This is a genomic window from Spartinivicinus poritis (genome assembly GCF_028858535.1).
GTDB lineage: Bacteria > Pseudomonadota > Gammaproteobacteria > Pseudomonadales > Zooshikellaceae > Spartinivicinus > Spartinivicinus poritis.
On the sequence record NZ_JAPMOU010000046.1, the window covers coordinates 1 to 21034 of the forward strand.

At 40.4% G+C, this 21034-nt stretch carries 26 protein-coding genes and 2 pseudogenes; 18 read left to right on the forward strand and 10 right to left on the reverse strand.

Annotated features, from left to right (window positions below; all coding sequences use genetic code 11):
• Positions 1-58 precede the first annotated feature (58 nt).
• The 12 genes and pseudogenes from ORQ98_RS23280 to ORQ98_RS29685 form a co-directional block, all read left to right on the forward strand.
• A complete protein-coding gene (locus ORQ98_RS23280; protein ID WP_274691216.1) occupies positions 59-1288 on the forward strand; it encodes a helicase-related protein in 1230 nt (409 codons plus the stop codon).
• Positions 1289-1297: 9 nt separating this feature from the next.
• Positions 1298-1735, forward strand: a complete 438-nt coding sequence (locus ORQ98_RS23285) for a type I restriction-modification enzyme R subunit C-terminal domain-containing protein (RefSeq protein WP_342455223.1) — start codon at positions 1298-1300, stop codon at positions 1733-1735.
• A gap of 128 nt (positions 1736-1863) precedes the next feature.
• Positions 1864-2979, forward strand: a complete 1116-nt coding sequence (fic, locus tag ORQ98_RS23290) for a protein adenylyltransferase Fic (protein ID WP_274691217.1) — start codon at positions 1864-1866, stop codon at positions 2977-2979.
• A 3-nt stretch (positions 2980-2982) separates the two neighbouring features.
• The gene (locus ORQ98_RS23295; protein WP_274691218.1) at positions 2983-3318 is read left to right on the forward strand and encodes a type I restriction-modification system subunit M N-terminal domain-containing protein; all 336 of its coding nucleotides are present in this window, start codon (positions 2983-2985) and stop codon (positions 3316-3318) included.
• Positions 3319-3347: 29 nt separating this feature from the next.
• The gene (locus ORQ98_RS23300; protein WP_274691219.1) at positions 3348-3737 is read left to right on the forward strand and encodes an HsdM family class I SAM-dependent methyltransferase; all 390 of its coding nucleotides are present in this window, start codon (positions 3348-3350) and stop codon (positions 3735-3737) included.
• Between the two features lie 26 nt (positions 3738-3763).
• Complete coding sequence (locus ORQ98_RS23305) at positions 3764-4504, forward strand: N-6 DNA methylase (RefSeq protein WP_274691220.1); 741 nt, start codon at positions 3764-3766, stop codon at positions 4502-4504.
• Positions 4505-4745: 241 nt separating this feature from the next.
• The gene (locus ORQ98_RS23310) at positions 4746-4904 is read left to right on the forward strand and encodes a hypothetical protein (RefSeq protein ID WP_274691221.1); all 159 of its coding nucleotides are present in this window, start codon (positions 4746-4748) and stop codon (positions 4902-4904) included.
• Positions 4894-5214, forward strand: coding sequence for a restriction endonuclease subunit S domain-containing protein (locus ORQ98_RS23315; protein ID WP_274691222.1), 321 nt, complete (start codon positions 4894-4896; stop codon positions 5212-5214). Before ORQ98_RS23310 ends, ORQ98_RS23315 begins: the two co-directional genes overlap by 11 nt.
• A gap of 323 nt (positions 5215-5537) precedes the next feature.
• Positions 5538-6323 carry a restriction endonuclease subunit S gene (locus tag ORQ98_RS23320; protein ID WP_274691223.1) on the forward strand — a complete coding sequence of 262 codons (786 nt, stop codon included), beginning with the start codon at positions 5538-5540 and terminating at the stop codon, positions 6321-6323.
• A 236-nt stretch (positions 6324-6559) separates the two neighbouring features.
• Complete coding sequence (locus ORQ98_RS23325) at positions 6560-7693, forward strand: Fic family protein (RefSeq protein WP_274691224.1); 1134 nt, start codon at positions 6560-6562, stop codon at positions 7691-7693.
• Positions 7694-7899: 206 nt separating this feature from the next.
• Positions 7900-9126: pseudogene (locus tag ORQ98_RS23330) on the forward strand (UPF0149 family protein); the annotation flags it as partial.
• Positions 9127-9177: 51 nt separating this feature from the next.
• Positions 9178-9258 (forward strand): annotated as a pseudogene (locus ORQ98_RS29685) (SEC-C metal-binding domain-containing protein); the annotation flags it as partial.
• Positions 9259-9320: 62 nt separating this feature from the next.
• Here the strand turns inward: ORQ98_RS29685 and ORQ98_RS23335 are convergent.
• The 3 genes from ORQ98_RS23335 to ORQ98_RS23345 all read right to left on the reverse strand — a co-directional run bounded on the left by ORQ98_RS23335 (position 9321) and on the right by ORQ98_RS23345 (position 11564).
• Positions 9321-10703 carry a DUF6880 family protein gene (locus ORQ98_RS23335; protein WP_274691226.1) on the reverse strand — a complete coding sequence of 461 codons (1383 nt, stop codon included), beginning with the start codon at positions 10701-10703 and terminating at the stop codon, positions 9321-9323.
• 196 nt (positions 10704-10899) lie between these two features.
• Entirely contained in the window at positions 10900-11250 is a 351-nt protein-coding gene (locus ORQ98_RS23340) for a hypothetical protein (protein ID WP_274691227.1), read from the reverse strand.
• Complete coding sequence (locus ORQ98_RS23345; protein ID WP_274691228.1) at positions 11250-11564, reverse strand: cupin domain-containing protein; 315 nt, start codon at positions 11562-11564, stop codon at positions 11250-11252. Before ORQ98_RS23345 ends, ORQ98_RS23340 begins: the two co-directional genes overlap by 1 nt.
• 99 nt (positions 11565-11663) lie before the next feature.
• Here ORQ98_RS23345 and ORQ98_RS23350 point away from each other — a divergent pair, with 99 nt between their 5' ends.
• Positions 11664-12533, forward strand: a complete 870-nt coding sequence (locus ORQ98_RS23350) for a LysR family transcriptional regulator (RefSeq protein ID WP_274691229.1) — start codon at positions 11664-11666, stop codon at positions 12531-12533.
• A 41-nt stretch (positions 12534-12574) separates the two neighbouring features.
• Here the strand turns inward: ORQ98_RS23350 and soxR are convergent, their stop codons facing one another.
• The gene (gene soxR, locus ORQ98_RS23355; protein ID WP_274691230.1) at positions 12575-13018 is read right to left on the reverse strand and encodes a redox-sensitive transcriptional activator SoxR; all 444 of its coding nucleotides are present in this window, start codon (positions 13016-13018) and stop codon (positions 12575-12577) included.
• A gap of 101 nt (positions 13019-13119) precedes the next feature.
• Here soxR and ORQ98_RS23360 point away from each other — a divergent pair, with 101 nt between their 5' ends.
• Both ORQ98_RS23360 and ORQ98_RS23365 read left to right on the forward strand, forming a co-directional pair.
• Positions 13120-13536 carry a VOC family protein gene (locus ORQ98_RS23360; RefSeq protein WP_274691231.1) on the forward strand — a complete coding sequence of 139 codons (417 nt, stop codon included), beginning with the start codon at positions 13120-13122 and terminating at the stop codon, positions 13534-13536.
• 56 nt (positions 13537-13592) lie between these two features.
• Positions 13593-14156, forward strand: a complete 564-nt coding sequence (locus ORQ98_RS23365) for an NADPH-dependent FMN reductase (RefSeq protein ID WP_274691232.1) — start codon at positions 13593-13595, stop codon at positions 14154-14156.
• A 121-nt stretch (positions 14157-14277) separates the two neighbouring features.
• Here the strand turns inward: ORQ98_RS23365 and ORQ98_RS23370 are convergent, their stop codons facing one another.
• The gene (locus ORQ98_RS23370; RefSeq protein ID WP_274691233.1) at positions 14278-14589 is read right to left on the reverse strand and encodes an antibiotic biosynthesis monooxygenase family protein; all 312 of its coding nucleotides are present in this window, start codon (positions 14587-14589) and stop codon (positions 14278-14280) included.
• Complete coding sequence (locus tag ORQ98_RS23375; RefSeq protein WP_274691234.1) at positions 14586-14924, reverse strand: NIPSNAP family protein; 339 nt, start codon at positions 14922-14924, stop codon at positions 14586-14588. The genes ORQ98_RS23370 and ORQ98_RS23375 overlap by 4 nt, the downstream gene beginning before the upstream one ends.
• Positions 14925-15316: 392 nt before the next feature.
• On the opposite strand from ORQ98_RS23375, the gene ORQ98_RS23380 reads away from it, so the two are divergent.
• The gene (locus ORQ98_RS23380) at positions 15317-16021 is read left to right on the forward strand and encodes an ArsR/SmtB family transcription factor (RefSeq protein ID WP_274691235.1); all 705 of its coding nucleotides are present in this window, start codon (positions 15317-15319) and stop codon (positions 16019-16021) included.
• On the opposite strand, the gene ORQ98_RS23385 is transcribed toward ORQ98_RS23380, so the two are convergent.
• A complete protein-coding gene (locus tag ORQ98_RS23385) occupies positions 16013-16315 on the reverse strand; it encodes a GNAT family N-acetyltransferase (protein WP_342455225.1) in 303 nt (100 codons plus the stop codon). The genes ORQ98_RS23380 and ORQ98_RS23385 overlap by 9 nt on opposite strands.
• A 327-nt stretch (positions 16316-16642) precedes the next feature.
• Between ORQ98_RS23385 and ORQ98_RS23390 the strand changes: the two genes are divergently transcribed.
• Together ORQ98_RS23390 and ORQ98_RS23395 are read left to right on the forward strand one after the other, a co-directional pair.
• The gene (locus ORQ98_RS23390; protein WP_274691236.1) at positions 16643-17497 is read left to right on the forward strand and encodes a helix-turn-helix transcriptional regulator; all 855 of its coding nucleotides are present in this window, start codon (positions 16643-16645) and stop codon (positions 17495-17497) included.
• A 112-nt stretch (positions 17498-17609) separates the two neighbouring features.
• On the forward strand, positions 17610-18284 hold the full coding sequence (locus ORQ98_RS23395; protein ID WP_274691237.1) for a LysE family transporter: 675 nt from the start codon (positions 17610-17612) through the stop codon (positions 18282-18284).
• Positions 18285-18377: 93 nt separating this feature from the next.
• Here the strand turns inward: ORQ98_RS23395 and ORQ98_RS23400 are convergent, their stop codons facing one another.
• The 3 genes from ORQ98_RS23400 to ORQ98_RS23410 all read right to left on the reverse strand — a co-directional run bounded on the left by ORQ98_RS23400 (position 18378) and on the right by ORQ98_RS23410 (position 21032).
• The gene (locus ORQ98_RS23400) at positions 18378-19439 is read right to left on the reverse strand and encodes a succinylglutamate desuccinylase/aspartoacylase family protein (RefSeq protein ID WP_274691238.1); all 1062 of its coding nucleotides are present in this window, start codon (positions 19437-19439) and stop codon (positions 18378-18380) included.
• Positions 19440-19660: 221 nt separating this feature from the next.
• Positions 19661-20566: a 30S ribosomal protein S6--L-glutamate ligase gene (rimK, locus tag ORQ98_RS23405; protein WP_274691239.1), complete on the reverse strand. Its 906-nt coding sequence runs from the start codon at positions 20564-20566 to the stop codon at positions 19661-19663.
• A 7-nt stretch (positions 20567-20573) separates the two neighbouring features.
• The gene (locus ORQ98_RS23410) at positions 20574-21032 is read right to left on the reverse strand and encodes an ATP-dependent zinc protease family protein (RefSeq protein WP_274691240.1); all 459 of its coding nucleotides are present in this window, start codon (positions 21030-21032) and stop codon (positions 20574-20576) included.
• Positions 21033-21034 lie beyond the last annotated feature (2 nt).

The following is a 21034-nucleotide window of genomic DNA, read 5'->3' on the forward strand; positions in this document are numbered from 1 at the left end:
CCCTAGGGTCATCTGGTGATACAGATGGTTCTCTCGTAAGTCGGAGAACAACGACTTTATGCGACTTCATGTCGCACTTACCTATTCTTACCGAGAAGCCGTGGCTGATGATTGGCTAATCGATCATGAGCCCCCCATTCGCTATGAAACATTACTGACGCAGCAAGGCATTCATTTTGATAAAGGTGAAGAAGTATCCACTATTAATACTCAAACCGGTGAGGTTGAACTATCAGAGCTAGAAGATGAAGTGCATTTTGAAGTAGAAACCTTCAACCGTCGGGTAATTACAGAGAACTTTAATCGAGTGATTTGCCAACAATTAGCACAGGAAATAGACCCGCTTGGTGAAGAAAAAACGATGATTTTCTGCGCTACAGATCTTCATGCTGATATGGTCAAGCGTTTGTTAGATGAAGCATTTAAAGACATTTATGGGGATGAATATAACGAAGCAGCTGTTCGGAAAATAAAGGGCCAAAGCGACAAGGTTAATCAGCTTATCAGTCAATATAAAAATGATCGCTATCCCAATATTGCGATTACTGTAGACCTGTTAACCACCGGTATTGATGTGCCGAATATATGCCATTTAGTGTTCTTACGCCGAGTAAAATCACGGATTTTATATGAACAAATGGTCGGTCGGGCGACTCGCCGCTGTGACAATATTGGTAAAACCGTATTTAAAATCTATGACCCTGTGGATATTTATGCTTCGTTACAAGAAGTATCCAGTATGAAACCTTTGGTTAAAGACACGAACATCACCATTGAGCAGCTAACTGGAGAGTTAATCAATCCACAATGTTTGGAGCAGTCATTAGCTACTCCTGGCGAGCAACCCAATACCAGCCATGCAGATGATGTGCTGAATGGCTTAAACCAGAAAATTATGCGTATTATGCGTAAAGCGGCCAAGCAATCGGAGCAAAACCCAGCACTTAAACAACGGCTTTCCACACTGGAAGATGCTTGGGGAGTAGCACCTGAAAAGTTGCATCAACACTTTCATGATCTTGGCCCACAGGGTGCTGCTGACTTTCTCCGCAAACATGAGCAGTTGCTGACACAACTAGAAGAAGTCAAAAAGCTAACGGCCTCAAATAATCGTCCGGTTATCCCTGATCATCATGATGAACTGCTAGGGCGTGAGCAAAGTTATGGTGAATACACAAAACCTCAAGATTATCTGGATAGCTTTAGTACCTTTGTTCGAAGCCAGGTCAACCAATCAACGGCGTTAGCTGCCGTGGTAAACAAGCCCAAAGACCTGACCCGCGAGTAGCTAAAAGAAGTGAAAATGCTGCTGGACCAGCATGGCTATTCTGAATCTCACTTGCAAAGCGCTTGGCGTAATCAAACCAACCAAGATATTGCCGCAGGTATTATTGGCTATATCCGTCAAGCCGCCATTGGCGAAGCCCTGGTTCCTTTTGAGCAATGGGTGCAACAGGCGATGCAACATATCTACGGTCTACATAGTTGGACTGCACCACAGCGCCGGTGGTTAGACCGCTTAGCTAAACAGCTTAAGCATGAAGTCGTGCTTGAAAAGAACCTGCTTAATGAGGCTTTTGCTGATCATGGTGGCGTAAAGCGTCTGGATAGCATATTAGGGAACAAGTTGGATTCAGTGCTGGATGAGCTGGGTGAGTGCCTGTGGATGTCGATCCAATCGACACAACCCACTGTCATGTCGATAAAACTGGATTTTATCGATATATCTTTTTGATGTGTCGATACCATCGACATAAGCCTCTGTCATGTCGATAAAACTGGATTTTATCGACATATCATCTTTACATGTCGATAGTATCAACATAAGCTTCTGATATGTCGAAATTTTCGGAAAGTATAAACATGAGCTGGAAACCTGATCAGCCTTATAATCAACTTCCCTTATTGCCTCCATCACAAGAAGCCGAAAGCATCCAAGTCTTAAAAGCTTGCATTCCTGCACGCTCAGCCCTTGCAGAATTAAAGCAAGCAGGAGAGCTATTACCAAATCAAGGTCTATTGATTAATCTGTTACCCATGCTTGAAGCAAAAGACAGCTCTGAAATAGAGAATATTGTGACAACAACAGATAAACTTTTTCGGTTTGCTGCTGAAGACACCTATGCTGATCACGCGACAAAAGAAGCACTTCGTTACCGCACCGCCCTTTTCAGCGGCTTTCAATCAATAGAAAAGCGCCCGCTTTGCACAAACACAGCCATTGAGGTTTGCAGCACTATCAAGTCTAGTCAGATGGATATACGAAAGCTGCCAGATACTACATTATCTAATCATAAAACTGGTGAAGTTATTTACACACCACCTGTCGGCGAGCAACAAATTCGTGATTTGCTTTCTAATTGGGAAGCTTATTTACATATGGATGATGATATTGACCCACTAATTAAAATGGCGATTTCTCATTACCAATTTGAGGCTATTCATCCCTTTACTGATGGTAATGGCCGCACAGGCCGGGTAATAAATATCTTATACTTGATTGAACAAGGATTACTGACTTTACCTATTTTATATCTGAGTCATTATATCGTTCGTCATAAAGCAGACTACTATCAGCTATTAATAGATGTTACCAGCAAGCAAAGCTGGCAAGCCTGGATATTGTTCATGCTAAAGGCTGTCGAAGAAACAGCCAGATGGACCACCCATAAGATCAATGCTGTACGCGATTTACTGGAACATACAAGTGAATATACTCGCCAACAGTTACCCAAAATTTATAGCTACGAGTTGCTGCAAGTTATCTTTGAGCAGCCTTATTGCCGTATTCAAAACCTAGTTGAAAAAGATATTGCTAAGCGTCAAACGGCTTCTATTTATCTCAAGCAACTCTGTGAAATTGGTGTATTAGGAGAAGTACCCGCAGGAAAAGAAAAGCTCTTTGTACATCCAAAACTCATGGCGCTAATGACCCAGGATAACAACGAGTTTTCCCATTATTTTCAATCTGAGAAGTAATTTATGACCCACAACGACATCGTACAAAAACTCTGGAATCTCTGTGACGTACTCCGGGATGATGGCATTAATTACAGCGACTACGTAACCGAGCTGGTGCTGTTACTTTTTATAAAAATGGAGCATGAAAACAAAGAAGCAGGCTTGCTTAAAAAGCATGCATTACCCAAAGGGGGGCGCTGGGTTGATATTAATAGCAAAAGCGGCCTTCCCTTGCTGAATACTTACAAGCAAATTCTTTTGAATCTTTCGCAAAGCGATGATGGTTTAATTGCTGCTATTTATGCCGATGCCCAAACCCGTTTGCGTGAGCCGCAACACCTTGATCAAATGGTATAGCTGGAAATCTATAATGTGGCATAAATAGAATGCCTCTACCCTCAGATACAGCCTGTTTATTGAGCGAATCGACTATGTCACTTTATGATTTTCTAGCTATAACAGCACTAGATAGTATCGACTGGTTTAGTGCACAAGAAGATGGGTTGGGTGATTTGTATGAAGGCTTATTGGAAAAAAATGCCAGCGAAACTAAGTCCGGTGCTGGTCAGTATTTTACCCCTCGCCCACTGATCGATAGTATGGTCCGTTGCATCAAACCTCTAGCGGGTGAAACCATTCAAGATCCAGCCGCCGGAACTGCAGGCTTCTTAATTGCTGCTGATAATTACATTAAAGAACAAACAGATGACCTGTTTGACCTCAACGCAGCAGAACGTCGCTTTCAAAAAATAAAGCGTTTATTGGTGTTGAGTTAGTACCTAGCACTCGTCGTTTAGCCTTAATGAACTGTTTATTGCATGGCATGGAAGGCGATGATGAAGGTGTTGTGCATTTAGGTAATGCCTTAGGCCAAGCTGGCTCCAGATTAAAGCAGAGCGATATTGTACTAGCCAACCCACCCTTTGGTACTGCCAAAGGGGGTGATGCCAGCATTACCCGTGACGACCTCACCTATAAAACCAGCAATAAGCAGTTAGCCTTTTTGCAACATATTTACCGCACATTAAAACCTGGTGGCCAAGCAGCGGTTGTACTGCCCGATAATGTACTATTCGAAGCAGGAGTAGGTACGGATATTCGCCGAGATTTAATGAACAAGTGCAACCTGCACACCATTCTACGACTACCGACGGGTATATTTTATGCGCAAGGCGTAAAAACCAACGTACTCTTCTTTACCAAAGGCACCAGCAAGAACCCACTTCAAGATGAAAATTGCACCAAAAAAGTCTGGGTATACGACTTACGTACCAACATGCCCAGCTTTAGCAAACGTAATCCATTTAGTGCTAAACATTTAGAAGCGTTTGAAAAGCGCTATGGCCGAAAAGCCGACGGCACCAGCAAACGTACAGAAGGTTGCTGGCATTGGCTGGATGAGGATATCGAACAAACACAGGAAAACAGCCGCTGGCGTTACTTTGATCGAGACTATATCCAAGAACAGAAAGGCGACACACTGGATATCAGCTGGATGAAAGACAGAGACAGTATTGATGCCGCCGACCTACAGAGGCTATGAGTGAACTGACCGAGGCTTTAAGAGAGTTAGATGGTTGAATGCAAGCACTGGGTGCTACAGATGAAGCGGAAAACCAGAAGAATATGTTGGCAGATGTGTTGGGGCTGAATAATAAATAGTCAGGCAATTGTGCAGCAGCCTGCTGCACAAATACTTTCCAATAAGTTGTTTACATTTAGCCAGCAAACCTGGGGGTAGCCCCCTCTCCCTCTGGGAGAGGGCTGGGGAGAAGGGATTTGGTTTGGAGTTCTTTCGCGTGGCAGGAGAATCAATTTTGGCAAGAAAACAAATTGTGCAACAGGCTGTTGCACAAATATCATCGACCGATAGTAGTCAGGTTATAAAAGTAAATCAGTTGTTGTTGATTGAAGTTTTTGGTGGGGTGAAGGATGATCGATAAGCAGATAGTTTCTAGTCTAACAGAAAGCGTCGAGTATCCTGTACATTGGAAAACGTCAACAATTGGTGAGCTCTGCTCCAAAGTTACGGATGGTTCACACAATCCTCCTAAAGCTAAAGAGATTGGTTTACCAATGTTAAGTGCTAAAAATATATCTTGTGGAAAAATAGATTTTTCACAAAAGTATCGGCTTATATCAGAAGAAGATTTTGAAATTGAAAATAAACGAACTCAAATTGAGCCAGGTGATGTTTTATTAACAATCGTTGGTACACTTTGGGAAGAGGCGCAATTGTACCACCATATATAGAAAGATTTACATTACAAAGAAGTGTGGCTGTATTAAATGCAATTTTAATAAATGCTCAATATTTCTATTTTGCTATAGAAGAACCTGGTTTTCAAAAGCAAATACTTTTAAAGGCAAAAGGTACAGCGCAAAAGGGTATATATTTAAAAAAACTAAAGGAGTGAAATCTGCCTTTAGCGCCTCTAGCTGAACAAAAACAAATCGCCACAATATTAGATAATCCCCTAGTCCAAGTAGATACCTTAAAAACACGGCTTGATGCAATTCCCAATATCCTTAAACGGTTTCGTCAGTCAGTGCTATCTGCTGCTGTGAGTGGGAAGTTGACAGAAGATTGGCGGGAAGAAAAAGAGCTTATTTGGGAATATTCTTGCTCAAAAAAACTTGGTTCTATTATGGGAGGAAAAACACCAAGTAAGTCAAACCAATCATATTGGAAAAATGGAATCATTCCCTGGGTATCACCAAAAGATATGAAAGTACATGAAATTTCTATATCTGAGGATTTAATTACCAAGTTGGCAGTATCAGAAGGTGGAATGAAGATTATCCTTAAAAATACTGTCCTGATGGTTACACGAAGTGGTATTTTGGCTCATTCTTTTCCTATTGCTCTTACACTTAAAGACATTACTATAAATCAAGATATTAAAGCTTTTATTCCAAATAAAGCCAAAATTTCACCTAAATTCACAGCGATTCTATTAAGAGGGTTAACTCCAGTCATCTTGGCAACTTGCTCTAAAGCTGGTACGACTGTAGCTAGTATAGAAACAAAGCTATTAGAAAATTTTGAATTTGCTTTACCTTCACTTGTAGAACAAACCGAAATCGTCCGTCGAGTCGAAGAGCTTTTCGCCTTCTCTGACCAAATCGAACAACGGGTTAAAGATGCGCAACAGCGGGTCAACAACCTCACCCAGTCCATTTTAGCTAAAGCCTTTCGTGGTGAATTAACGGAGCAATGGCGTAAGGAAAACCTGGACTTAATTAGTGGTGAAAATTCAGCCGAAGCGTTATTAGCCAAAATTAAAACCGAGCGGGAAGCTCAAGAAAAAGAGAAAAAAGCGAAACGGAAAACGACAAGAAGGAAAGCAGTCGTGGCTTAGTCTTATCTTCTTCAAGGCTTGATCTAAATACACTTAACTTTCGGCTCATATGATGAGCTGAATAGCCTGCTTATTTGGCTCATCTCTCCACGCTATCAGCTATCTCACTAAAAGCTTACCTTGCTATATAAGCCGAATCTTTCTATTATTCGGCTCATATGGTGAGCCGAATAGTGGCTTTATTTGGCTCACTGCCATACATGACTGATCACAAAGCGTTGGTGAATAGGGTAGGTATGCTTACAACTTGGGTTTGGCAGCAAGCAGATTGGCCTCAGTTTACTTGGGATGAAGCGGTTGTATTGCCATTACTCAGGCAAGTACAGTTGAAACAAGGTATTCTGCTTGGTAAAGCAGGGGCCTTTGATGTTGCAGATGATAAAACGGCGCTAGATACGTTGTTACAAAACATTATTACATCGTCGGCTATCGAAGGTGAAAGCTTAAATGTCCAGTCTGTGCGATCTTCTTTAGCTAAGCGCCTTGGTGTTAGTGTTGAAGGTGATAATCTTAACTATCCTACTTCAGCTCAAACTGAAGGTTTGGCTGAACTGATGATGGATGCTATTCAAAACGTTAAACAGCCTCTTAGTTTAGAGCGTTTGTATCAATGGCATGCATGGTTGTTTCCAGAGCAAGAGTTCACCTTTCATCGAGTGCGTGTTGGCCAACTGCGGGGTGATGAGCCTATGCAAGTTGTGTCAGGACGAATTGATCGGCCTAAAGTGCATTTTGAAGCACCACCCAGAGATAGGTTGGAACAACAGTTAATGGAGTTTATTAACTGGTTTAATCAAAGTCGTAACGATACAACTGTTGCCCCATTATTGAGGGCAGGTGTTTGCCATTTTTGGTTTGTTACACTTCACCCGTTTGATGATGGAAATGGCCGGTTGACCCGTGCGCTTACTGATTTGGCTTTAGCACAAGCTGATGCGCAAAGTATTCGGTTATATGCTATGTCAGTCGCAATATTGGATAAACGTAATAGCTACTACACAATATTGGAAACTTGTCAGAGAGGCAATTTAAATATTACACCTTGGCTGAAGTGGTTTCTTGACACACTAGAGGAAACACTGCAGGCAGCAATGGATAAAATTGATCGCACCCTAAACAAAACTCGCTTTTGGCACCGATTTAATGATGCAGCACTTTCTAAAGAGCAAATAAAAGTGCTTAACCGTTTGCTGGATGGTGGTGAAAAAGGTTTTGAGCATGGGATTAGTGCCTCTCAATACCAAAAAGTAGCTAAAGTCAGTAAAGCGACGGCGACCCGTCACTTGGCTGATTTAGTTAAAAAAGGCTGTTTAGTTAAACTCCCTGGTGGTGGCAGGAGTACACGTTATCAAGTGTCTGTTTCTGATTAATTTTTTCTTCTTCCGACTCTTTTTCTAGCTGCTTTGATTTGTTTCTTTTTCAGGTTGAAAACATGCCCACCATTCCATTCATTTTATCCATAACTTGCCATTGGCATTGACCTTCACAAGCGGCAAAATAGAGTGATTGTTAAGCGTTGATTAGTACTACTACTCTACTTAGGCCTATAAAACAGATGACCACTACTGATAGCACCATGGAAGTATTTAAAACCAATAACCCCAAAATCAAGCAGTTGATTATCCAAGGTAAGCCTGAGCCGGTGAGTGAGTGGCCAGATTATATTGCTCAATATGGCTTTTCTGCTGAGGATATTCCTGAACTGTTGCGTGTTTTTGATAGTGAGCAGCTTTGGGAAGTGGTGGAAGGCCCTGAAATGTGGGCGCAGCTTCATGCTTTGAGAGTGTTAGGGCAGCTACATGCAGAGCAGGCCATAGGCCCAATTTTAGAGCAACTGGAACGACTTACTCAAGATGAATGGATACTTGATGAATTAAGTACAGTACTTGGGTTGATGGGCGTTGCTGTAATAAATCCACTACAAGAGTATTGGAATGAAGAGCATGAGGATGAGCTGTGTTGTGAAGTCGTGTCTGATGCTTTCGCTAAAATTGTTGAGCATCATCCAGAAGTACGTGAGCAGGTAGTAGAAATTTATCGACAGTATTTAAAAAAACCCATCATTAATTTTGTTAGTTTAAATGGGGTAATAGTCAGTAATATTCTTGATTTAAAAGCAAATGAGATAGTGGATGAAGTGCGTAAGTTATTTCAGCTTGGTTGTATCGATCTAACTATCATAGGTGACTTTGAAGAGGTTGAGTTAGCTTTAGGTATATCAAATGAACGAAAAACACCAGCACTAAGGTGGATTGGTGAAGAACTATTTATCTCAGAAAGAATAGCAAATAACAAAAAGTTAGCAGAAGTAGAAAAATGGTTACAAAAATATTCTGATGGAGATGCCATTGACTCACTATCAGAATTAGATGGGTTTTTTGCTGCAATTGCTTGTTCCCCTCAGGCTATTTTACCATCAGCTATGATGCCTGAATTATGGGGTGGGCATGAGAGTATGCCAGTTTTTGACTCCCATAAAGAATCTGAACAAGTGGTTAAATCTTTATTTGATTACTATAACAAACTGATAGATAGTCTTGATTCAAAAAGATGGCAGCCTATCTTTAAGCATTATAAAAATGATAAGAGCATAATATCAGTATTTGAATGGTGTAATGGCTTCTTACGAGGGAAGCGCTTGTGGGGAAATATACCGTCAACCATGACAGACTATGTAAATGGTAATCTTGTTCCAATCCTTTACTGTATGGGGTCAAATAATTTTCCATATGATAGTCGGATAAAAATAGAGGAAATTGAAAATTTCTACCGGATGATAGAACAAAGTGTGAAAAATATTTATAAACTGATGCAAAAGCACAAAGCGGTAGAAGGTGATGGATTAACTGTTGTGCGAAAAGAACCAAAAGTGGGCCGTAATGACCCTTGTTCATGTGGGAGTGGTAAGAAGTATAAGAAGTGTTGTGGCAGGTAATATACTCTTCGTATATGGCTATAAAGTAGCACTCTAAAAAAATAGGGCTATTGGCCCTATTTTTAGTCGTTTATCTTACTCCAAAAGCTGCGTTTTCTACCATGCAATTCTTGTAAGGTTTGATAATATTGTTCAGCCGTTTCTAACGACTGATAATTTTTAATTTGGTTATCTAGTTCAATTAATTTTTTCATATAGCGAGCTGCATGGCTATAAGCCTTACTGCGTGCATTATCGAGAATATCATTGGCTAATACACGATAACAGGCAACTACTGCTAATAAGCAATTTTGTTTTTCAAATACTTTTACATAATCGGTTAAACGACTATAGAAGGTACGTGCCAGTTCATCGAGCCGAGATAGAATAAGATTTTGTGCCTTTTCATATTGCTTTAAATAAAGTAACTTATCCACAGCAATATAAAGGGTTTGACATTGTTCTGCTTCATCAACCGCTTTAGCTAAAACTAACTGCTTTTCTTCTTCGTGTAACAACTCTATTAATTCATTAAGTGCTTCAGCAGTTTGTGTGGTTTGATAAATTTTTTCCCTCACTTCTCTCAGTTTGGGTTTATCGTTCATTAACTCAAACACTTTATTTAATAACTGCAGGCGAGTCAGCTCATCTGTCTGCCATGGGCTATCAAGCCATTTAAGCGCTTTTTGGGGCTGATTGAACAGTACATACTGTTCAACAATGCTTTTAATTTGCAGAGAGTTTGGCATAGCAGAGAGTAATAAAGTAGCGTGCTCGTACAGCTCTGGGTCGGCCAAAGCCTCTGCTACCTGGTGTAGCTTGCTTGAGAGCTTGATTAGCTCAAAAGTTGGCCTTGAAGCAGTATTGCCTGTACCCTCTTTTTTTAGCTGTTGACGTATTTCATTTTCATAACGCCAGGCTAACTGTTGGAGCTGTTGCTCATTTAATAGCGCGTTAGCGTTTGGTAATAAAGCATCTAACACTCCATAGTCTTCTTGAGCAACTAAGTCATAGATTTTAGTTAGCCAATCGATACTCTCATTGCCCCAGGCTTTAGCTGCTTTAAGCCATAAGACATTAGCACGCAGAAACTCTCCGCCTACCACACCACCAGAGTCATCAACACGGTTCATGACAGAGCCATGAATGAATAGCAACAAATCAGTTAGCTCAAAGGCATTTTTGGGGCTGTAAGGAAGGATTATTTGTTCAATATCATCTATAAGCGCTGCGAGTCTAGTAGCCAGCTGAAAACTTTCTCCATACTCAATAAAGCGACGACCACGCTTAATTGACTGGATCTGGCTCTTAACTTGTCGGGTAAGCCCCTCAGGGTTTGAGCGTAAGGCTAGAGATTCTATTCTTAGGTCTAATGCCCGGTCTTCCCCAAGTAAACTGATGACAAAATCTGCCAGCTCTGCTGCATTAAGCTGTTTTAGCTGGGCTATCAGCTGTTCCTTTTTCATGGGTGTACTCTATGTTTGGTGTACGCTTTTATTGATGACTCCTAAACTTCGAGTTATATGATACCTCACTGTTTCAGAATAAAAAGAAGCTAGCGCTGATAGTGGGCTTGAGACTGGTCACGATTTCTCCACCTTTATTTTTGGTAATACGTGTTAGTTTGATAGAGGTGGCAAAATAAGGTGAGTAATAAACGATTTATTCAATATATAAACGCAAGGATAATAAAACCCCAATTAAAACAAAAATACAGGAAACTATTGCTGTTAAGTTAAAATTAGTGTCGATAGCAATCAGGATAATCGCAACTGACTGAGAGCTTAGGATTAATAACAGCCTAAAGTCAGCTACTTGGTCAAAACGTTGTTGGCTCAGTGTGGTTTGAAGCAAGTACATACCAAAAAAGCCAACTAATGTTGTCAATGTGATAATTGACCCTGCCAGCAAAAATTTGCCTTGATCCATCAGCTGGCTGCCAATAGGAACTCCCCATAAGTAGTGTGGCGACCATATTAAGGCCGCCAACACTAAAACGACTAGATACAGCATTAGTTTTCCTCAAACCAAAACTCAATTTCTTCTGTATCTTCAATAAATCTTGCAGAGTGCATTTGGTGTTTTTTGACATGATACCAATCACCAGGCCCATACTCTTGCTCTTGCCCATTAATAGTCAGATATAGCTTGCCCCGGGTGATAATGCCGTAATTATCAGTGTCATGATCATGAGGCTCAATTTCTGTACCAGCGGGATACATAGCAAATAGTACATCGCACCCTTCAGCTGCAAGACGGAAGGCATCAAATCGACTGGTAAATGGTTCAAGCTGTTGAATTTTTGAGGGAAAGAGGATTTTTTTCATTAGAGTATCTCTGAGCTAAACACTTTTAGTTAGACTAAACGACTAAAAATGAATTATAAATAGTAAAAACTGAAACAACTTCTTTCATATTTGAATATCATGAATTGGGATGAGCTACGATTTTTTCTTGCTGTCGCTAATTTAGGTACTCTCAGCGCTGCAGCTCGTGCATTGCAGGTATCACAAGCGACGGTTTGGCGTAAAATATACAGCTTAGAACAGATGCTAAACGTGCGTTTGTTTGATGCTAGCCGGTCTGGCTATACTATGACAGCAGCAGGACTCCAGCTTATTCCTTTGGCGGAGCAGATGGCACTAACTGCCTCAGAAATTAAGGTTGCTGTTCAAGAAGGTGCTGAGTTGACAGGTTCTGTTCGCTTATCTGCCCCCGAGATTTTAGCTACTCAATTAGTGACAGAAATTATATGCCCGTTGAATAAAGCGCACCCTTCGCTTAACGTAGAGCTTTTTACGGCCAGTCCTCTCGCATCTTTGGTGGCACGTGATACAGACATAGCCATTTTGGTCAATAAAAGCACTCAAGAACATCATGTATGCCTTGCCGAATACACACTGCCATTCGCTCTCTATGGAACATCTGAGTATTTAGCACAAAAAAAACAGCATCATATTATTGGGCTGCAGGATCACCTTTTGATTGATTTTGAAGAAAGTGGTGAACACCTTTCCCCTTCAGGCTGGTATAAAAAGTCTGCTGGAATGATTCGGGTATTTCGTAGCAATAGCCCAAATGCACGCTTAACCGCAGCAAAAAATAATATGGGATTAGCTCTATTACCTTGTTGTTATGTAAAAAAAGAAAAAGGTTTAGTTAAAGTAATAAATGAAAAAGAGATAGGCGAATTAACAGTTTACCTTTATTTAAATAAGAAAAGGGAGCGCTTGCCCTATGTTGTTGAACTGAGGCAACGTTTAAAAGTCAACTTACGACGTTTGTTGTTGGGGTAGCTATACTGGTTGCCTTGAATTGTAACCGTAATTTCTGTGTTTTATTGCTTTCTATCCAATATCACAGGCCCACTACCTTCCTTAGCCAATTTGTCATCTTCATTGTAAATTGGACAGTTTTTCATCGATAAACATCCGCAGCCAATACAACCTGTTAACGAATCCCGAAGTCGCTCAAGGTAGGCAATGCGTGCATTGATATCATCTCGCCAGCTGGTTGATAGTAACTGCCAATCTTCGGTTGTTGGAGTTCGGCTATCTGGCAAAGTAGCAAAGGCTTCTTTTATAGACGCCAAGCTAATTCCCATTTTTTGGGCTGCTTTTATCACCGATATTCTACGCAGAACATCAGGCTTGTAACGCCTTTGATTTCCAGCATTGCGCCAGCTACGGATTAACCCTTTCTCTTCATAAAAATGTAACGTACTAACCTTAACCCCGCATCGTTTGGCAACTTTTCCAACGCTCCAAGTCGCTTGTTCCATAGATCCTCCAAACTTTTTTTAAGGATAGTGAAAAAAACACTTTACCTCAAGTTAAGTTGAGGTTTTATCCTGGAGCCACAAAACTCAAAGGAGAAAAGAGTATGTATATTGAACATGTAAACTTGGTTGTAGCTGACATCCCTGAAGTATTAACTTTTTATCAAGCAGCGTTTCCCCATTGGAAAGTTCGTACGGAGGGTAGCAGCCATTGGAGTGGCAAGCCTCGTAATTGGATACATTTTGGTGATGATTATTACTACATTGCATTTAGCGATCATGGTGAAGGGAAAAACAGGGACTTAGATGGATATCAAGTTGGTCTCGCTCATTTTGCTTATGTCACCAATAATATCGAGGCGACCATTGATCGTCTCAAAAGTGCCGGTTTTGAAATCTACAAAGATGGTGCAGAAGAGCCTTACCGCAAGAATGTGTATTTTCTCGATCCTGCAGGTTATGAAGTGGAGTTTGTTGAATATTTAAGTGATATTCCAGAAGAAAGAAACCTAACAAGTTAATCCCTTCACTTTGGTTCTAGTACTATTAAGTGTAGTACTTTCAAAAAGGAGAGCACATGAAAGTTTTAGCATTTGCTGCAAGTAATAATAAAAACTCGATTAACCAACGGCTGGCGTTGTATACAGCCGGACTGATTGAAAATGCTGAAGTAGAAACACTGGACATTAATGATTACGAAATGCCAATCTTCAGTGCTGCAAGAGAAGAGCAGTTGGGGCAACCCAAAGAGGCTATAACATTTTTCAACAAACTTGCTGAAGCGGATGCTATTATCATTTCATTTGCTGAACATAACGGTACCTTTACGGCTGCTTTCAAAAACCTGTACGACTGGACTTCTCGAATCAATAAAGCCATATTTGGTAATAAGCCTGCCCTTTTTCTTGCTACTTCACCGGGGCCTGGTGGGGCAAAAAGTGTTTTGGTTACAGCTGAAAAGTCAGCTTCATTTATGGGGGCTGATGTTAAAGGTAGTGTCTCTATTCCAAGTTTTTTTGAAAATTTTGATACTGAAAGTAATTGCCTTATTAATCCAGTATTTAAAACCAAAATAAAACAAGCTGTAGACCAGCTGGTTGATGCGACTATCTCTGATCAAATGTCAGCTAATGCATATTAGCAATGTGCTCTTGGTAAGAGAATATTTTAACTGTTACACATCTGACTAGGAGCTATTGGTCATATTTATATAAACAATAGCTCCTAGTCAACTGTACTATTAGTTTTTATATATCCTGACTTTAGGATATATTACTCTTACCATAATCACGAATAACGTCTGCCACTCGTAATCTATAATTATTAAATAAGTAGTTTTTACCTTTTTCTTGGGCTATCCGATGCTCATTTTTGTTTTTCCAGGCCTTAGCCGATTGTTCGTCTTCCCAGAATGATAAGGAAAGAAAGCGGTTTGGGTCGGATAGGCTATTAAAACGCTCTACTGAAATAAACCCCTCCATATCGACCAGACTGGCTTTTAGATTATTTGCAATAGAAAAATACTCTGCTTTTTCTTCACATCTTAGTTCTATCTCAAAAATAACTGCTATCATAAACTGGCCTTTGCTAGTTGGTGATAAGTTTCAGGTATAATTTTTAAGAAGCTGCGTTTTTCTGAAATAATAAATTTTTCTTGCTGAGCAAATTTAAAGTTTGCTTTTCCCTTATTATCTTCTTTGAGTATGGCTCTATATTTTTCGTAATCTGCCAGGTTATTGAAAGTTATCAGGCCATATGCAATGTCATTAGTACCTTCATGTGGTAAGAAATAACCGACAAGTTCTCCTCCACAACTAGGTATTATCTCGCTCCAGTTTTGGGCATATTTTTGAAATTTATCGATTTTGAATGGGTCTATTTTATATTCAATAAAACAGGTGATGCTCATTGGCGTTATTTCCTCTTGGTTTTTCAGGTAGTCTAAAGAGTAAATAATTGCTTTGCTTCGATAAGCATCGAACTATAGTCTTCCTTTTGAGTATATACTCATGACAAAGGCAATACTGAGGTTAAGGGCACCTCTATTAATTGTTTATGGTCTCTGCGCAAACTGAAGGAGTCTTGAACAAGACGGCTTGCGCAGTGTAAGGCTGGTTGCCTTTCCAAGCAAGCCAACACAGTGCAAGAGCCCTTCAGGCAGCGTCTTTTAGGGCCTTCTGGTAAGCCCGTACTTGGTGTTGTTGGTTTTCGACAGGTCACCAGCATGCCTTCAAAGCAACGCCTTGATTACGAATTTACCAGAAGGCCAGAGATAGCAAACAATTATTAGAGGTACCCTTAATGGAACCTGATATTTCATTTATAGCCAGCCTGATAGGTGATTCTGCTCGTGCTCGAATGCTGACTGCGCTTATGGGAGGAAAGGCATTAACTGCTACAGAGCTGTCCATAGAGGCTGATGTAACTCCCCAAACAGCCAGTAGTCACTTATCTAAATTAGTGGAAGGCAAACTTGTTGTGGTGAGAAAGCAGGGTTGGCATAAATACTTTCAATTACAAGGTGTAGAGGTCGCAGCGCTTTTAGAGCAGTTGCTAAATATCTCATCAATAAACCTGTATTCAACGATAAGTACTGGTCCCAGCGACAACAGGCTAAGAAATGCGCGTGTCTGCTATGATCATTTAGCAGGTGAGCTTGGTGTTATGTTTTATGACTCGTTACTAGCTAATAACAAAATCACTGAAAATAACTATGAAGCCTCATTAACTGCTGGTGGGAGAGCATTCTTCGGTAGCCTAGGAGTGAATTTTAACCAGCTTGATAAAGCCAAACGTCCTTTATGTAAATCTTGCCTTGACTGGAGCGAGCGGCGTAATCATTTGGCGGGAAGTATAGGACAATGGGTGTTGACTGACATTTTTAGCAAAGGTTGGGCAATTAAAGACCTAGATACAAGAGCTGTCCAGTTTACACAACATGGCTTGAAGCAGTTTTGTAAGTTATACAGAATGCCTTTTACTCCAAGCCAAAAAGCGTTAGTTTGAAGTTAACGATTTTCTCATTTCAACAAATGAAGCTTTGTCTTTATACTCATCCTTTACTTGTTCTAGCCAGTCAGCTTCTCTGGGGATCTCTTTACCCGTCAGCTCGTAGCCTTTTTTATGATAATAACTGATCAATTTGTCAGCATATTTAACCACTAAAATATGCATTTGGTCATACCCTTTTTGCTGAGCATCTGTTTCGACTTTGTTTATAAGCTTATCTGCTAGCTTTTTATCTCGGTAGCTGCCATTGAATTTAACTGTAAGTTTATTTATCGAAAATTTCTTAGTGATGAAGTGTACTTTCTACTTATAAGACGTATATTGTCACATTTTTAAAACTGATTTTAATTGTTTAATATAGCCTCAAGTTGTTGTGCAGAAAGTATCTTAAAAATACGATAAATGATGATGTTGTAAGTGATTATGGTTATTGGTAATTTGAAATTATTTGATTATTTTATGAAGCTATTTATTAATAGCTGTGATCATATAACCTAATGAGTTTTACATGGCTTTTCAGCACAAGCATATTTATACAAATGTGAGCTAAGTTTAGACTCAGTTCCACTGCAATTTTTTACAAGCCTTGTACTATCTAAAGGGATATACTTCCTTTAGATGTGCTTATCAATTAATGATGATGAAGGCAGGTGGATGAAGGCGGATGAGGTTAAACGTTGGCAGTTGGAGTCCTGTGAAGGGCTAAATCTTAGCGTAGCCCGCTATGTAAGGTTTCAGTTTCAGCGCCACTTTCATCTTGATTATCACATCGGTGTGGTCCAGCAAGGTTGCCAATGCTTTTTTCATCGTGGCAACAGCTATAACCTGGCTCCTGGTCAGGTATCCATTATCAATCCAGATGAGTCCCATGATGGCCATAGCCTGGAAGAACAAGGCTATCAGGTGAGAGTATTAGCCATTAGCCCGGCACTTATGCAAACCTGGATAGATGACATAACAGATAAACCAGGAAACCTACCCTTTTTCACTGAGCCAAGTGTTCTTGAGCCTGCATTATTCAAAAAAGTTTTAGAGCTACATCATCTTATGGAGTCTGGTGGTGCTGCACTAGCGATTGATGGAGAGTTACTAGCCTGTATTGCTGGTTTGCTTCACTATCAAGGAAAGCCGTCTTTTAGTTTAACTTCACCTGCATTAAGTAAACAACAGCTCAGTTTGATTAAAGAATATTTAGTAGCCAATATTGACGATAAAATTCACTTGCAAATACTGGCTGATTTATTAGGGTTAAGTCGTTTTCAGTTTTTGCGTCAATTTAAGCAGGCGATGCACATAACTCCCCATGCATATCTGAAATGCTTGAGGCTTGAGCATAGTTTGAAATTATTGCAAAAAGGCCATACTATCTGTGAGGCAGCTCAAGCTGTTGGTTTTTACGATCAAAGTCATTTTAATCGTGCTTTTAAGCAATCCTTTGGTGTTGCCCCTTCCCTTTTGCTGAAATCACTATAATAAAAAAGTAGCTCCAAAAACAGCCTCTGCAATAATTTACAATTCCTTCAGTTATTGTTTTCTTAAAATGGACTTTATTAGAAGTACCCATAAGTACAAGGTGGGAAAGTAAATGACTGATTTAATGTTGCTAATAACCGTAGGTTCAGTCCATTTGGGCGGTTTAATTAGCCCAGGGCCAGACTTTGCCTTGGTATTGAAAAATAGTATAGCAAGGGATAGTAAATCATTATCTCGTAAATTAGCCTGTATCACAGCCCTTGGTTTGGCCAGTGGTGTATTGATACATACCTTGTTGTCTATTTTGGGGGTTAGCATACTCATTAAAAATCAGCCGATGTTATTTACTGGCTTACAGTTACTGGGTGCTACCTACTTGTTATATTTGGGTTATGGTGCACTAAAGTCAGGATGGTACAGGGTTAAATCTGGTTGTATAACCAGTTTAGGCGTAGATACTAATAAGCAACAAAAAGTTGGAATTTGGCAGGTCTATTTAACAGGGCTAGTGACTAACCTGCTTAATCCAAAAGCATTAGTTTATTTTATTAGCTTGGTATCTGCTTTTGTAGTCAATAGCAGTTCAACATCACTTAAGTTGAGTATTGCTGCTGAATTATTTCTACTAACTTTTATCTGGTTTTCTTTGTTAGCAATTTTTTTGTCAGCAAAGAAGATGCAGGAGTGGATAAAGCAATTTGAAGGCTATATTAATATTGCAACTGGCATGCTATTTAGCAGTGTTGGAGTTATTATAATTTGGCAGGCTCTAGCGCAATCGTTGTAAGTTAGAAAATTGACCTTTTATTCTTGGTATCCATAAACCATCATAAAAGGCTTTATAGGCCTTTTATGATGGAGTTACATTGATGGTATGAGTTTACAGTATGGGTCCATCAGTTGGCTTCCGTGGTGCAGCCGTTGGTGCTTCTGGCTCTAACGTTTCTTGAAAGTTCTCTACCATGTTGACCACAGTATCAACTTTATGTTCGTAATAAGCCAAGTGAAATAACGCATCGCCTTCATGTACTAATGGCAAGTTGGTTCTGCCAATAACAACCCCCTCTTGCGGTGCTTTGACTTGATACTCTATTGACCCTAAGGGGTCTGCAATTACACCTAACACACTGCCTTTTTCTGCTTTGGCTCCTAATGCCACTAAAGCTCTTAAAATCCCGCTTGATGGTGCCCGAACCCAAGAAGTATTGTCAGACACTATCGAGGGTTTAGTCTGCTCCTTTAGTTTTAGTCTTGGCAGCATGCGAAGTTCTCGCATTACATTTAAAATGCCTTTAACTCCTGCACGAATGCAGACTTCATTAAAACGAAGTGCTTCACCTGCCTCATACAATAAAATAGGGATTCCAGCATCGCCTCCGGTGGCTCGTAACGATCCATCACGAATTTTGGAGTTTATAATAGCAGGGACACCAAAAGCATGAGCTAATTGCTTAACTTCTTCAGTGGTTAAATCAGCACGTATTTGAGGGAGGTTTTCACGGTGTCTGGCACCTGTGTGTAAATCAATACCATGACTACACTTGGATACAACTTCTTTTAAAAAAGTATTAGCCATACGCGCAGCAAGTGAGCCTTTACTGCTGCCGGGAAAACTTCTATTTAAATCTCGGCCATCAGGCAAATAACGGGAGTTTGTAATGAAGCCATGCACGTTCACAATGGGGATCGCAATAATGGTGCCACTGATTCGCTGCATTTGTTTTTGCTTAAGCAGACGACGAATGATTTCTACCCCATTAATTTCATCGCCATGGATTGCTGCGCTAATAAATAAACAAGGACCAGCATTTCTTCCATGGATTACCTGAGCAGTCATTTGCACATTGTTATGGGTAACCATTGCAACCAGAGGGATATCAATAGTTTTTTGCTCGCCAGGCTTAATAGTTGTGCCGCTAATTACAATGGGTTTATTTTTCATTTCTATTTAATTACAATACTGTGGACAGTTTTTGAATTATAAAACATTGCTCTACAGGCCATGTACCATAGGAAGGAGGAGTTTATTGCATGTTAAGCCTCAGGCTATCTTGCAATAAAGTATATGAGAGTAGAGCACTCCCCCCGTAAACACTAACATACAACACCTATAAAACTGTCCGCAGTATTGTAATTAGTACATAATCATTTGTGAAGAGAGTGCTACCCTTTGCCACGGGTGCGGGTTTGATTTGGCTTAGCATTTTCCTCAATAAACTCAATAATGGCCCCTGCTACATCTTTATTAGTGGCTTTCTCTATTCCTTCTAAACCGGGAGATGAGTTAACTTCCATCACTAAAGGCCCTCGACTTGAACGTAAAATATCTACACCAGATACTTTAAGCCCTAATGTTTGTGCTGCATTGATTGCTGTTTTTCGTTCAGCAGGAGTCAGCTTGGTCAGGTTTGCAACTCCGCCTCTGTGTAGGTTGGAGCGAAATTCTCCTGCTTGCGCTGTTCGCTCCATGGCCGCTACCACTTTATTGCCTATAACAAAGCACCTCACATCACTACCACCAGCTTCTTTAATGAACTCTTGGACCAAGAAGTTTGCATCTAATTCCCGAAAGGCATCAATAACACTTTCTGCTGCTTTAGCTGTTTCTGCCAGTACAACTCCTCTTCCTTGGGTGCCCTCAAGTAGCTTTATCACGAGAGGCGCGCCTCTAACTAGTTTGATCAGGTCTTTGGTATTATCAAGATGGTTTGCAAAACCGGTAATAGGCATGCCAACCCCTTTTCTAGACAATAACTGTAATGCTCTTAATTTATCCCGTGATCGTCCTAAGGCGACTGACTCGGTTAAACAGTAAACCCCCATCATTTCGAACTGTCGTATCACAGCGGTGCCATAGCTGGTAATAGAGGCGCCAATACGGGGAATAACGGCATCGTATCCCTCTAACTTTTCACCCTTATACCATACAGCAGGTTTAGTAGAGGTAATATCCATATAACACTTAAGGCAATCAATTGTCGTAACCTCATGGCCACGTTGCTTTGCTGCTTCAATCAGTCGTTTAGTCGAGTAAAGTCTTCTATTTCTCGATAAAATGCCGATTTTCATAGCCTATTTACTCCTGATCAACATCATCTAGGCTTGGCCCTCCTAATAAAAATGACTCAACTGGATCTACAGTAAAACGGTTGTTGAGTGCATTGCGGCCTAGTAACATACGAAATCGCATCGAATCACGATTGGTTAGTGTAATTTCTGCATCGAACTGCTCACGGCCTACCACCAGTGTAGTAATGATCACAAAACGTTGTTCTGAGTGGCCACCTGAATCTGTCACATAGCGTTGATCTGCGAGTCGAGCATGGCATTCCACTGATGTATCAGTATCAAGTTGAATAGGGTGAATACCAAACTTAACCCATGTTTCCCCATCTTTATCGTAAGGATCAATATAATAAGCATGTAAGGCACAGGTTTTGGCCCCTGTATCTACCTTGGCTTTGATGGTGTTAATGTTTAAGCCTGGTAAGCTAACCCACTCACGCCAGCCAACAGTCACTTTGTTTGTTTCCATAC